At 56.5% G+C, this 11,968-nt stretch carries 13 protein-coding genes; 11 read left to right on the top strand and 2 right to left on the bottom strand.

Annotation, left to right across the window (positions count from 1 at the left end; genetic code table 11):
* Positions 1-3 precede the first annotated feature (3 nt).
* Together CMN55_RS04095 and CMN55_RS04090 are read right to left on the bottom strand one after the other, a co-directional pair.
* Entirely contained in the window at positions 4-333 is a 330-nt protein-coding gene (locus CMN55_RS04095) for a hypothetical protein (RefSeq protein ID WP_293948264.1), read from the bottom strand.
* Between the two features lie 209 nt (positions 334-542).
* A complete protein-coding gene (locus CMN55_RS04090) occupies positions 543-1,775 on the bottom strand; it encodes a glycosyltransferase family protein (RefSeq protein ID WP_293948263.1) in 1,233 nt (410 codons plus the stop codon).
* A gap of 604 nt (positions 1,776-2,379) precedes the next feature.
* On the opposite strand from CMN55_RS04090, the gene CMN55_RS04085 reads away from it, so the two are divergent.
* The 11 genes from CMN55_RS04085 to CMN55_RS04035 all read left to right on the top strand — a co-directional run bounded on the left by CMN55_RS04085 (position 2,380) and on the right by CMN55_RS04035 (position 11,937).
* The gene (locus CMN55_RS04085; RefSeq protein WP_293948262.1) at positions 2,380-2,565 is read left to right on the top strand and encodes a Flp family type IVb pilin; all 186 of its coding nucleotides are present in this window, start codon (positions 2,380-2,382) and stop codon (positions 2,563-2,565) included.
* A 75-nt stretch (positions 2,566-2,640) separates the two neighbouring features.
* Positions 2,641-3,138, top strand: a complete 498-nt coding sequence (locus CMN55_RS04080; RefSeq protein WP_293948261.1) for an A24 family peptidase — start codon at positions 2,641-2,643, stop codon at positions 3,136-3,138.
* Between the two features lie 8 nt (positions 3,139-3,146).
* On the top strand, positions 3,147-4,025 hold the full coding sequence (cpaB, locus tag CMN55_RS04075) for a Flp pilus assembly protein CpaB (RefSeq protein ID WP_293948260.1): 879 nt from the start codon (positions 3,147-3,149) through the stop codon (positions 4,023-4,025).
* On the top strand, positions 4,022-5,428 hold the full coding sequence (locus tag CMN55_RS04070; RefSeq protein WP_293948259.1) for a type II and III secretion system protein family protein: 1,407 nt from the start codon (positions 4,022-4,024) through the stop codon (positions 5,426-5,428). Before cpaB ends, CMN55_RS04070 begins: the two co-directional genes overlap by 4 nt.
* A 10-nt stretch (positions 5,429-5,438) precedes the next feature.
* The gene (locus tag CMN55_RS04065) at positions 5,439-6,056 is read left to right on the top strand and encodes a hypothetical protein (protein ID WP_293948258.1); all 618 of its coding nucleotides are present in this window, start codon (positions 5,439-5,441) and stop codon (positions 6,054-6,056) included.
* A 14-nt stretch (positions 6,057-6,070) separates the two neighbouring features.
* On the top strand, positions 6,071-7,294 hold the full coding sequence (locus tag CMN55_RS04060) for a cellulose synthase operon protein YhjQ/BcsQ (RefSeq protein WP_293948257.1): 1,224 nt from the start codon (positions 6,071-6,073) through the stop codon (positions 7,292-7,294).
* Positions 7,294-8,646, top strand: coding sequence for a CpaF family protein (locus CMN55_RS04055; RefSeq protein ID WP_293948256.1), 1,353 nt, complete (start codon positions 7,294-7,296; stop codon positions 8,644-8,646). The genes CMN55_RS04060 and CMN55_RS04055 overlap by 1 nt, the downstream gene beginning before the upstream one ends.
* The gene (locus CMN55_RS04050) at positions 8,643-9,602 is read left to right on the top strand and encodes a type II secretion system F family protein (protein WP_293948255.1); all 960 of its coding nucleotides are present in this window, start codon (positions 8,643-8,645) and stop codon (positions 9,600-9,602) included. The genes CMN55_RS04055 and CMN55_RS04050 overlap by 4 nt, the downstream gene beginning before the upstream one ends.
* Positions 9,599-10,591 (top strand): type II secretion system F family protein, encoded by a 993-nt coding sequence (locus tag CMN55_RS04045; protein WP_293948254.1) that lies wholly within the window; start codon positions 9,599-9,601, stop codon positions 10,589-10,591. The genes CMN55_RS04050 and CMN55_RS04045 overlap by 4 nt, the downstream gene beginning before the upstream one ends.
* Before the next feature lie 78 nt (positions 10,592-10,669).
* Entirely contained in the window at positions 10,670-11,413 is a 744-nt protein-coding gene (locus CMN55_RS04040) for a tetratricopeptide repeat protein (protein WP_293948253.1), read from the top strand.
* Positions 11,410-11,937 (top strand): TadE/TadG family type IV pilus assembly protein, encoded by a 528-nt coding sequence (locus CMN55_RS04035; protein ID WP_293948252.1) that lies wholly within the window; start codon positions 11,410-11,412, stop codon positions 11,935-11,937. Before CMN55_RS04040 ends, CMN55_RS04035 begins: the two co-directional genes overlap by 4 nt.
* Positions 11,938-11,968: the final 31 nt, after the last annotated feature.

Genomic DNA, 11,968 nt, shown 5'->3' with positions numbered 1-11,968 from the left:
AAATCAATAGGATTTGATGCCGGGCACACGACATTCATAGGTGGTATATATGTCTTTGAGATAGCAGGCCGTCGTCACGGAGATAACCAGGTTGCCACGGCAGTCGTTGAATGAGACCCATCCTTCCACATGATCAATACGTCCGCCGTTGCCGCTTGCTCCGTAGATATTCAGGACGTTGATATCCCGGATACGGGCTTCGGGAATTTCAAGCGAGGAAAGAATTTGTCCGATTTCTGATCCACAGCGCGCAAGCGCAAGGCCTTCGGCGGCCGCGGGCATCGCAAAGCTAAGGCAGAGGCCGCCGGAAATAAGTGAATGGAATAGGCGCATATGATACCCCCAGATGATGCGTTATTCTTTTCAGCTAGCGGAGAAAAATCTGCGGGCAAGATATACGCCGCAATTTTTAATCCCGGTCACGTCGTCCATTGCATGATGATCGCATATGCGGATTGCGGGATATATGCGCCATTTCAGTCTTTGAGGGCGTATTCTATTCCGGGCGAGAGAAGTAGATTGCTCGCGTGAGGCATGGCAGATCAGTCTGAAACGAAGGCTTCTCCGGTATCTTGCTCCGCGCGGCGTTTATCAACGACGCGAAACCGTAGCCGGACGAGGCGGTTAAGGTTTACAAGTCCGTCGAGAAGGCCGGGGATGACCACTTCCGATGGTTTTTTCTGCTGTGACAGATGGCGCAATGCGGTCAGCATGGTGTTACTGTCGCGTACCCCGTCATCGACAAGAACGCCGATCAGCCCGGCTTCCGCAGCGCGGGAGGCGCGGATATATTGTTCCAGCCGCGGCACGGTACGTGGAATGATCAGCGCCCGCTTGTTCATGGATAGCACCTCGCAGAAAGTGTTGTACCCGCCCATGGCGACAACGGCGGAGGCCTCCTGCATCAGGCTTTCCATATGGCTGTCGAAGGTAACAGCGCGGACGCGGCGCAGCTTCTGGATGCGTTCACGAAAGCTGGCGCGGGTTTCCGGCGGCATGAAGGGGCCAAGAACGAACAGGGCATTGAGCGGCGGCTGCCGGTTGCCTTCATAGGCGCGCAGGACCCAGTCCGTCAGCACATCGCCGTCGCCGCCGCCGCCAACAGTGACCAGAACATATGGATCCTTCATTTCTCCGAGGATTGCCGGATCAGTGACGGACGGGGCGGAACGGGGCAGATAGCCCGTATAGGTGATCTTGCGTTTCACATTTGCGGGGATATCCAGGCCGGCCAGCGGATTATATATTTGCTTGACCCCGAACACCCAGATATCGTCATACAGGGTTTCAAGGGCCGGCAGGACATTCTTGCGCCGCCACTCGGGAGCCAGAAGCGACGGATCGTCGAGAACATCGCGCAGGCCAAGAACAAGATGCGTTCCGCGAGCCTTCAGCATGGCGAGCGTTTCTGTGACTTCGCCCTTGAGGCCATAAGGCTCTTTGTCGACGATAAAAATATCCGGATCGAAGGTTTCCGCCGTATGCTGGATAATCGAAGCGCGCATGGCCAGCGTCTGCTCCGTATTGATATGCAGGCTGAGCGAGGTGTATTCGCCATTGCGCAGCTTGATAATGCCGGGAATACGAACGAAATCCACACGGGACTTAAAATCGAAGCTCCCGATAATTGGGGAACCGGACAAAATTAGGACAGAAAGATTGCTGTTCTGTTCGACCAGTGAATTGGCCATAACCATGCAGCGCCTCAGATGACCGAGACCAAATGAGTCGTGACTATAAATCAGGATGCGCCTTGCGCTTTCACTTTCGCTCATGGTTTCGGCCCCCACCGGTTTCCCCGGATATACGGTTATAGGAGCCTTGTTTCAACTTTTTAATGGGAAGGGTATGTCATTTTTCCGGGAAAACTGTTGCAAATCTATATCGCCTTATGGGTTGGCTCTTCATAAGAGAGGGGGCAGGGGAAAGATACCGATAAAAAGAATCGAAATCTATTAATACGAGGGCGATTCGCTTTTCATGCAATTACCATAAGATGAATATAAATATAATGTAGCAACTTTAAATTAGTAATATTAGCAAAAAATTATAGTTAATTGCTGAATTAACTATTTATCTATAAAATTTTAGATGACTAATAATTAAATTATCTTATATAAAAAAATAGTTATGAAGGCGGAAAATTTGAATAAAAATATGGGATTAGAAAACCATAAATAACATACATACAGTTCTGTATCTTTAGTATCAAAAGTCAATGATTACAAGCTGAAAAACCTGTTGAAGAATCGCATATGCGAGGCAGTTCAAGGCTCAAAAAATGCGAGTCATCAGCCGAATGCTATAACTAACACTTTAAAGTAGTGGTTCGATAATGTTCGAAAACGAACTTCTGCGTCCATACACACAGAGAGGTGAATGATGAAAATACTCCTTAGCAAATTGATCAATGATGAAAGCGGTGTGACCGCCGTGGAATATGCCCTGATGGCAGCGGCGGCGGCGGCTGTTGTCGGTGTCGCAGGGGCGGCCTTTTACACCAAGCTGGAAACCGCCTTTAATGCCATAGATCTGACCGGATCGGGTGGTGGCAGCAGCAACTGATCACTTCCTAACACTCCCGGTGGGATTAATCCTGCCGGGAGACCGCGTTCAATACTTAATCCGTGAGCCAGATTTATGAGCCAGCTATACCCCATGCTGACCTTGTTATTACTTGGTTTTGCTGCTGTCAGTGATTGTACGACACGGATCATCCGCAACTGGATATCTCTCGCAATCCTGCTGCTGTTTGTCCTCTACGCCGTAAGTCCGGGCATAAACCTCGATGTGATAGCGCACATCCTGCTGGCGGGCGGGCTGTTCCTGCTGTTGTTCGCAGGTTTTGCGTTTAACAAGGTGGGCGGCGGCGATGTCAAGCTGGCTACGGTGACAATGCTGTGGGCGGGACCGGCGGCGGCCGGGGATTTTCTGATGGTGACGGCGCTTGTCGGAGGGCTGCTTGCGCTGATTGTGATCATACCGCAGGCGCGTTTGATGCAACAATGGATGTTGGCGCCGGTCTTGCGGCTGATTGACCGGGCGGAGCCATTCCCTACTCATACGGTGCCCTACGGCATAGCCATTGCGGCGGGGGGATGCGTTGCCCTGTATGGCCGATATGTGTCTGGAAATTAGGGGGAGACATGCGCAGTTTCATTTTTATTCTGATTGCCGCGCTGTTTCTGGGCTCGGCCGCCTATCTCGGAAACATGTTTCTGTTTCCGCGCGCCGTTACGAAAACCCTTGTTCCTGTCAAAGATGAGACACTTCCTCCCAGGCTTGCCTTGCGCATAACAGAACCGTTATCGGCTGGAGATATATTAGCGCCGCATCTGCTGGAATGGCGTGTGCCGCCAGAAGAAATGCGAGAATTGCCCCTTTTTCGCAAGGAAAGCGTCACACTGCAAGAGCTTGACCGCGCCGTGCTGCTGCGGCCCCGCGAAAAGGGCGCATTTCTGGAACAGGCAGACCTGATCCGTCCGGGAGCGGTCGGTTATGACAAGGCGTTGCTCCGCGCCGGTGAACAGGCACAAGCCTTTACAATTCTCAATCGTGGTGATTTCGACGCGCTGCGCCCCGGCGACCATGTAGATTTGATCCTCACGTTTACCGCGCCGACCGATACCACACGGGCGGGGGAGGTGCTGGTCAGGCGGGTTGCGGAAAATATCCGCATCACGGCGCTTTCCGATATAGCCCGCGATCGGGGGCGGGAGGGGCGGGTGACGCTCGCCCTGTCGGCGGAGATGGTGACGCGTGCGACTTTGGCCGCCAACCTTGGCAGCCTGCGCATCGCCCCCCGCAGTGACCAGGGGACAACGTCTTCACCAGAAATGGGGAGGATGGATTCCTCCCATTCCGTCACCGATCTGTTCCCCGATCTGGTGCGTAAGCAGGCTGCGCCGCGTCCGTCGCCTGCGCATCAAGTGATTATCATGCGGGGCGGAGAGACATCCGTCCAGCAATTGCGTAGTCGCTTTACCGCACCGGATACCACCACACTCGGCAAGGGGGGATCATGAAACGATTTGGAAATCAGGCCGGGGCGTTTTGTCTGCTTCTGACACTGCTGCTGATGTCCCCGTCTGCCTGTCCCGATGCCAGGGCGGCGGAACCGGAAACACCCCTTTCTCTTGCCATAAATGAAGGACAATTGTTCCCTCTTGGCGCGGCGGCTTCTGAAATATTGCTGACCGATCCGGCCATTGCGGATATCCGGCTGACGGCAACAAATGGCCTGTTCATTTACGGTAAACAGCCGGGACGCACGCATGTGATGGCCTTGGGGCCACGGGGGGAGCGGTTATTCGAACGAGTCGTCACCGTCCTGCGCGATGTCGCCCTGATCGAGGAGATGCTGAACCGGCAATTTCCCGAAAGCCGTCTTGGCGTAAGTGCGACACCGGGGCGAATTATCCTATCCGGGCAGGCGCACTCTCCTTTACAGGCGGAGCAGATTATCGCCGTTACCCGTGGGTTTCTGGGAGAAGGGGAGGAAATCGTCAACCGGATGGAACTGACGGCTCCCTCACAGGTCAATATACGCGTCCGCATTGTCGAGATGAACCGGGAGGCATCAAAAAATCTCGGCATCAACTGGGACATGCTGCTCAACCCCGGTTCGCTGGCCATCGGGCTGATCACCAATCGCTGGCCGTCTGTCCTGGGCGGTGGGGGATTGCTGCCGTCTTCCGCCTCCACGGGCCTTGGCGGCAGTGCGTTGTTTGGCTATCAAGGCAGTAACGGTTCTGCGTCCCTCATCATTGATGCGCTTGCCGAAGAGAATCTGCTGACCGTACTGGCGGAACCGAACCTCACCTCCCGTTCCGGTGAGACGGCGAGCTTTTTTGCAGGGGGTGAATTTCCCATTCCCGTTTCCGCCACCGATGAGCAGATTACCATCGAATTCAAGAAATTCGGCGTGATACTGGACATCACGCCGACGGTACTCTCCAATGACCGCATCAGCATCCATATCCGGCCCGAAGTGAGCGAGATTTCCGACCTTGGCGCCGTGGTTATCAATAATTTCCGCATTCCCGGTATTGCCGTACGCCGCACCGAAGCGACGATAGAATTGGCGAGTGGACAGAGCTTTGCCGTTGCCGGGCTGCTCCAGAACCAGACCCGTAACGTGGTAAGCGAAGTGCCCTGGCTAGCCGATCTTGCCATTCTGGGTCCGCTGTTTCGGTCCAGCCGTTATCGCAATATGGAAACGGAACTGGTGATCATTGCGACGGCCAATATCGTCACTCCGCGCAATAGGGATGATTACCGGACTGCCGTCGATCGCTATCAGCCGACGGATACGTTTGAGAAAATGACAACAGGACGTTTGGCCCGTCCCGTTCATAACGCCGAAATACCCGAAGAGAAAGACGCTTCAGATTTGAAGCTGAAGGGTCCTGCGGGCTTTATCTATTAGGGAGGGGAAGATGCGTGGATCAGGAATACTAGCAATTACGCTCATCACTGTCCTGCTCGGCGCCTGTGCGGAAAAGCCGCTGCCGGGCGTGCTTCCGCCCGTTGCCGCCACGAATGGCGTTACGGCTATGAGCACGCTTCTTTCCTTTACCCGTACTGGCGCGGAGGGACGTCTGCAAACATCTACGGGGCTTTCCCTGGAAACGGCGCTATTGCGGCTCCGGCAGGATCCGCCGACCCTTGTTACGCTGCAAGCCTATGGTGCAGACATGCCGACGGCCCAATTCATGCCAGTGATAAAGAGCACATCCCTTGCCAATATTGCTCTTGTGGAAGTGCGGCCGGCAATCGCAGCGGGGAGGAGCAGACTCGAGTTGGAAATCACCTATTACCGTTATCGCCTTGCCGACTGCGGAGCTGATCTCGCCTATCGCAAACTTGATTATGTGGCCCGCAGCTCTCCAGGATTTGGCTGCGCGGTGGAGCAGAACCGTATGCTCAACCTCGCTTATCCAGGGGAATGGTATCAGGGCCGCCGTCTGGCCCCGCCGCTGGCGGCGCGCGATGCGGCGGCCGCCAGCCGTTATTTCGCTGCGGAGCCGCGCTCCATGCCGGTTATTGGCAGATAGAGAGGGGAATAATCGTGCAGAAAAAAGCGACACCGGAGATTGTCACTTTTCCGAAAGCCGATAGGGAGGCGTTGCGTATTGCCGCCTATCTTGCGGAAGCGGAGACGGAGCGGCATTTGCGCGATCTGTTCGGTAAATGGGGCTATGCGACCGATCATCTTTCAAGAGGCGGCATAGCGGAGGCGATCCGGGATTATGCAAACGCGGATATGCCGCCGGTTCTCATTGTTGATATATCTGCGACCGCGCTGCCACTCTCAGATTTACAGACGCTGGCCGATATCTGCCCGCCGCAGGTGAATGTGGTCGCGATCGGCGCGCGTGATAATGTCGGGCTGTACCGGGATCTGATGGAAATCGGCGTCACCGATTACCTGGTGAAGCCCGTGCCGGGCGATCTTCTGTACCGCGCCATCCGACGGGCCAGCGGGCAGACGGAGGCGCGACATATGGTCCAGCGGACCGGGAAAACCATTGCGGTTTACGGCGTGCGGGGCGGGGTTGGCGCGACCACCACGGTGGGAAGCCTGGGCTGGCTGCTGGCAAATCATTTCAATCGTCATGTAATCATGGCGGATCTCAATCTGGCGTATGGATCGCTTGCCCTCGATCTCGGGCAGGAGGCGAGCGCGGGTCTTGCCGACCTGCTGGCCAGCCCCGAACGCATGGATGCGGTTGTCGTTGACCGGGCTACCCTTGCGCTCGGGGAAAAATTACGACTACTTGCGGGACAGGCGCGGGCGCCGGAGGCGAACAGCTATGATGCGGCGGCAGTTACGGCCCTAATGGGACATCTGCGTCACCGATATCATTTCATATTGCAGGATCTTGACCGTTCCAGGCCTGCCATTTCCCGTGCCCTGCTGGAAAAGGCGGATGTGCGTCTGCTGGTCATGGATGCGACGCTGGCGGCGGTGCGGGACGCGGCGCGGCTCGTAAAAGAGCTGGGAGGGGAAGAGGCGGCAAAGGAAATACGGATCGTATTGAGCCGCAGCCGGGGGGTGAGCGCCGGAGAAGTGCCGGTAGACAGGATAGAGGAGGTCATCGGCCACAGCGTTGATACTATTATCCCCTTCGACCGCCGCCACCTTGCCCTGGCCAGCCTGAACGGAGAGGCCGCGATGCAGAAAAAGACGGCAGTGCAGGGAGCTTATCTGCGGCTTGCGGCTACTCTTATCGGGCAGAATGGAAAGCAGTGGCACCGTCCTCGATGGTTCCCCAACCGGAAGGCGCGCTGATGTTCGGGAGACGATCAGATACCCAGGGTTTTGGCTTCCTCGGCGAGGAAGAGAGCGGGTTTCTGACAGCACCAGGAGCGGGGCGCAAGGAACTTTTGATTCCGCCGGAGCTCATTGAGCAGGTGAGGGGGCAATTTTTCAATCGCATTGATCCATCCGCCGCGTCCGCCCTGCCCCCGGACCAGCTTATCCTGCGCATTACCGAGGCTGTCGCGAAAATCGTTGATGAGGAGAAGTTGCAGGTCAATGGCTCTGAACAGGCGGCTATTTCGCAGGAGCTATTTGACGATATCGTTGGCATCGGTCCCATCGAGGCCTTGCTCGCCGATCCGACGGTAAGCGACATCCTGGTCAATGGCCCCGACACGGTTTATGTGGAGCGGGCCGGACGGCTCGAGTTGACCGGATATCGCTTTCGCAGCGAGGAGCATGTATTGGAGGTGGCGCGGCGCATTGCTGCGTCCGTCGGGCGGCGGGTTGACGAGGCCAATCCGATGGTGGATGCCCGCCTCAAGGATGGCAGCCGCGTCAATGTCATTGCGCCGCCGCTGTCGGTTTATGGGACGGTCATTTCCATCCGAAAATTCGCAAAAAGCCCGCTTAGCCTCGAAGATCTTGCGGTGGGCGGTTCGTTATCGCTACAGATGTGCCGCTTTCTTCAAATCGCGGCGCAAAGCCGTCTCAATATCCTGATTTCCGGGGGAACGGGATCGGGCAAGACGACGCTTCTCAATGCGCTTTCCGGCCTTATCCATGAGGAGGAACGCATTGTCACCATCGAGGATGCAGCGGAAATCTCCCTGCAACGGCCCCATGTCGTCAGCCTGGAAACCCGTCAGCGCAACAGCGAAGGCGCGGGCGAAGTGACGCAACGCGATCTCCTGCGTAACTCTTTACGCATGCGGCCCGACCGTATCATTATCGGCGAGGTGCGGGGCGCTGAAGTGCATGACATGCTGCAGGCGATGAATACCGGGCATGACGGCTCCATGTCCACTATTCATGCCAACAGCGCCCGAGACGCGCTCCTCCGGCTTGAAAATCTGATGCTTTCCACTCTCGCCAATTATCAGAGCAGCGGCGCACGGCAACAGATTGCCAGCGCCCTTGATCTCGTCATTCATGTGGAGCGGGGCGCCAATGGCCGCCGCTTCATCCGCAGTATCAATGAGATTGTTGCGGTTGAGGCAGGCGTGATCGGCAGCCAGATACTGTTTGACTACAGGGGAGATGACGAGGGACGGGAGCAGAATGATCCGCTCTTTCGTCATAGTGGCGCGCGTCCGCATTTTGAGGAAAAGATCCGCCGCGCAGGATTGACGGGAGACTTGCAGGAGGTGCTGCATCCATGACTGTTGATTTCATGCGACTGCCGGAGAATGACCTCCCGTTGATGATGATTTTCCTCCTCTTTGTGTTGAGTGGCCTGACGCTGCTTTACCTGTTGCAGCAGAGGATGGGCGAGCGGGAAAGACGGCTTAAATTACGCCTGAAATCCCTCCATCATACCGGGCAGGAGAAGGCGGTTGCGATTGCCGAAATGCCAACGGCGCTGCCTGATCTCTACCGGCATGAAAAAAGCAAGGGAAGCTGGCGTGAAAAAGGCCGGGACAGATATCTTCTTCCCCTTCTTGGCGCTATCACGGCGGCAGTCGGGTTCGGTTTTGTCGTTTTGGATGTGCCGGTGATCGTTCTTCTGGTGAGTGCAGGGGCTGCCGGGTTGGGCGGCGGCGTGGCGTTGATCCTTCATTACCGACGCCGTTGGCGGCAACGCCAGTTCATCGACCAGCTACCCGAGGTCATTGACATTATTATCCGGGGGGCGCGGGTTGGTATGTCGCTTCAGGAAAATTTCCGCGTGATTGCCAGCGAAATGCCTGATCCGGTCGGGCGGGAGTTCCGTATTCTCGCGGAAAAACTGGCCATTGGTATTGATCTGGAAAGGGCGTTATCGGCCGCAGTTGATAATACCGGCGCGCGGGAGATGCAGTTTATGGCGACGACGCTGGTTTTGCAACGGCGGACCGGCGGACAGTATGCGGAGGTTCTGGAAAATCTTGCATCGGTGCTTCGTGACCGCCGTTCCCGCCAATTGAAGGCGCGGGCCCTGACGGCAGAGGCCCGCACCTCGGCGCGCATTGTCGCAGGCGTGACAGCCGTAATTCTGTTTATTCTTGCGCTGACCAACAGGGCGCAGTTCGATTTCCTGCTCGATGATCCGCTCGGGAACCGGTTGTTGCTCTATTCCGCTGTCAGCCTGTTTGCCGGCTTTTTCTCGATGTCGCGTTTGCTGGGGAGGCTGAAATGATATTCCCGGAGGGTATGGGCGATGGGGTGGACTATCATCAAGTGGCTGTTCTCGCGGGCATAGTCGTCTCGCTGCTTGTCTCGACCGTCTTTTTCATGAAAGCCGTATTTGCCCGGCGGCAGGAACGGCTGGATCGTCGGCTTTTGCTGTTTGCTTCCGCTGGGGCGGATCGTACGGCTGAAAAAGATCCGCCTGCTATTCGCCTTGATTTTGAAAAGCTGGAAAAGGCGGCACCAGATCCGGAAGGCCAGCAAAGGTTGCGTACATATTTTGAGAGCACAGCGCGACAGCAGCGACTGTATCGGCGGTTTATTCGCGCCGGGCTTAACCCAAAACGGCTGGAGCGACCCTATAAAATCCTGCGAATTGCCTGCTTTGCCTTTGGGGCGCTTGTGGCCGCATCTCTGCTGGAACAGCAGATGCCGGACAGGGGTGCTTATCCCGTCGCGGCGTTGCTGATCATTATCGCCGGGGCCGGGGCGGCGTTTATCCCGCATCTATTGCTGAAGGCGCGCATTCGCCAGCGGCAACAGCGAATTGAGCAGGCAGTGCCTGACATGATTGATCTGATGATCCTCTGTATCGAAGCCGGGCTGACCCTTGAAGTGGCGATTGCGCGCGCCATTGACGGGCTTAAACCCTTCGCTCCGGAAGTCGCGGAGGAAATGCGTCTCACGCTTAATGAACTGCGCATCCTGCCGGATAAATCCATGGCGCTTGATAATCTGGAAAAACGGACGGCTTCACGTAGCCTCAAATACCTGGTGCTCAGTCTTCGCCAGTCGGAACGCTATGGCACGTCCATCGCGGGCGCATTGAAGGCAGTCGCCGCGGAAATGCGCAAGACGACATTGCTGGAGCTCGAAAATGCGGCGGCGCGAATGCCTGCGCTGCTCAGTGTTCCGCTCATTCTTCTGATCCTGCCTCCGGTGGTCGCGCTCTCCGCCGGGCCGGGCTTTGTTCTCATGATGCGCGCCATAGGAGGCTGACCCATGCGACGCCCGCTATATCTTCTGTGTTTATTGACGCTGCTCCTTTCAGGCTGCGCCGCCGGACAGGAAAGCGGCATGGCCGATTTTACGGGTGCCGCAAAGGAGCGCGAGCATGCGCTCAGAATTGCGGATATTGCCGTCCGGACCGGCAATTACCCTGCGGCGATAGATATTTATCAGACATTGCTGGCAAAAAAAGGAACCGATGAGGAGGTTCTGACGCGCCTTGGCGCTGCCTATCTCGCCGCCAACCATGGCGAGGAGGCGATTGCCGTTTATGAACGGTTGTTAGAGATTGATCCCGACAATCCAGTGGCCTTTGTTGGCCTTGGCCGGGCGCATTTGCGGCTTTTCCGGCCAGAGGCGGCGGGGCAGTATTTTACGGATGCTCTTGCACTTACGCCGGAGGATGCGGAGATATTCGGTCTGCTTGCCCTTGCCGAGGATATGTCCGGTGATTATCCGGCGGCGGAGGCGTATTATCTCAAGGCTTTGGAGTTGAGGCCGAGCGATACAGCATTACAGAATAATCTCGCACTTTCTCGCTTGCTCGCCGGTGATTACGACGGCGCGACGGAGGTTTTGCGGAAAATTGCCTTTATGGAGGGGGCGACGCCGCAAATCCGGCAGAATCTTGCGCTCGCCTATGGCCTCATGGGGGATGAGGCGGCGGCAGCCCGAATTGCGCGGATGGACCTTGATGCGGCAGCGGTTGCCGATAACCTGCGTGTTTATGCCGCGCTTCGGCGTCTGGCGGAGCCGTCCCGTCTCCGCCGTTATCTGCTGAATCCGCTACAGCAGGGACCGGAAGGAACATGAAGGAGTACAGCAGTAATCACCGCGATATGTTTCCGCCGTTGCTTGCGCGTTTGAAGCGGGAAGAAAGAGCGTCTCTTGCGGTGGAAATGGCGATCCTGTTGCCGCTAATATTTGCGCTCATCTTTGCGGTGATTGATGTGAGCCGGTTGCTGCTGACGCGGAGCCTGCTCGACCAACTTGCGCAAAGCCTTGCCGATGATTGGCGGCGGGACGTGCCACGCGGGCTTCGCACCACTCTGACGCCTGCCGATGTGGAGGCGCGGCTTGCCGCAATAGTGCCTCTGTTTGGCGGCGAGATGATCCGCGCGGAAGGTCTCACCCTGACGTTGGCGGCATATGAGGATATTGCGGCCCTGATGACAGCCAACTCCGCCATCCCGCCCGTCGGGGTGGGAGCGCCGGGAATGTTGGTTGGCTATCGGCTCGACTATGATATGCCCCTTCTAACCCCTTTTGCCGACTATCTTTACCCGTCAGGCGCGGCGCGGGAAACAGTCTATCTTGTTGTTAAAAATGGCGCTTAATATGTTGGAATATTGCAGGCTTTCCGTTTTC

Source organism: Sneathiella sp. (assembly GCF_002694385.1).
Classification (GTDB): Bacteria; Pseudomonadota; Alphaproteobacteria; order Sneathiellales; family Sneathiellaceae; genus Sneathiella.
Note: the sequence above shows the minus strand (reverse complement) of the source record. Positions and strands in the feature narration are given on the sequence as shown.

Bases quoted from the DNA above. Each gene is read 5' to 3' on its own strand.
- CMN55_RS04095 (WP_293948264.1), bottom strand. From the start codon at position 333: ATGCGCCTATTCCATTCACTTATTTCCGGCGGCCTCTGCCTTAGCTTT.
- CMN55_RS04090 (WP_293948263.1), bottom strand. From the start codon at position 1,775: ATGAGCGAAAGTGAAAGCGCAAGGCGCATCCTGATTTATAGTCACGAC.
- CMN55_RS04085 (WP_293948262.1), top strand. From the start codon at position 2,380: ATGATGAAAATACTCCTTAGCAAATTGATCAATGATGAAAGCGGTGTG.
- CMN55_RS04080 (WP_293948261.1), top strand. From the start codon at position 2,641: ATGAGCCAGCTATACCCCATGCTGACCTTGTTATTACTTGGTTTTGCT.
- cpaB (WP_293948260.1), top strand. From the start codon at position 3,147: ATGCGCAGTTTCATTTTTATTCTGATTGCCGCGCTGTTTCTGGGCTCG.
- CMN55_RS04070 (WP_293948259.1), top strand. From the start codon at position 4,022: ATGAAACGATTTGGAAATCAGGCCGGGGCGTTTTGTCTGCTTCTGACA.
- CMN55_RS04065 (WP_293948258.1), top strand. From the start codon at position 5,439: ATGCGTGGATCAGGAATACTAGCAATTACGCTCATCACTGTCCTGCTC.
- CMN55_RS04055 (WP_293948256.1), top strand. From the start codon at position 7,294: ATGTTCGGGAGACGATCAGATACCCAGGGTTTTGGCTTCCTCGGCGAG.
- CMN55_RS04050 (WP_293948255.1), top strand. From the start codon at position 8,643: ATGACTGTTGATTTCATGCGACTGCCGGAGAATGACCTCCCGTTGATG.
- CMN55_RS04045 (WP_293948254.1), top strand. From the start codon at position 9,599: ATGATATTCCCGGAGGGTATGGGCGATGGGGTGGACTATCATCAAGTG.
- CMN55_RS04040 (WP_293948253.1), top strand. From the start codon at position 10,670: ATGGCCGATTTTACGGGTGCCGCAAAGGAGCGCGAGCATGCGCTCAGA.
- CMN55_RS04035 (WP_293948252.1), top strand. From the start codon at position 11,410: ATGAAGGAGTACAGCAGTAATCACCGCGATATGTTTCCGCCGTTGCTT.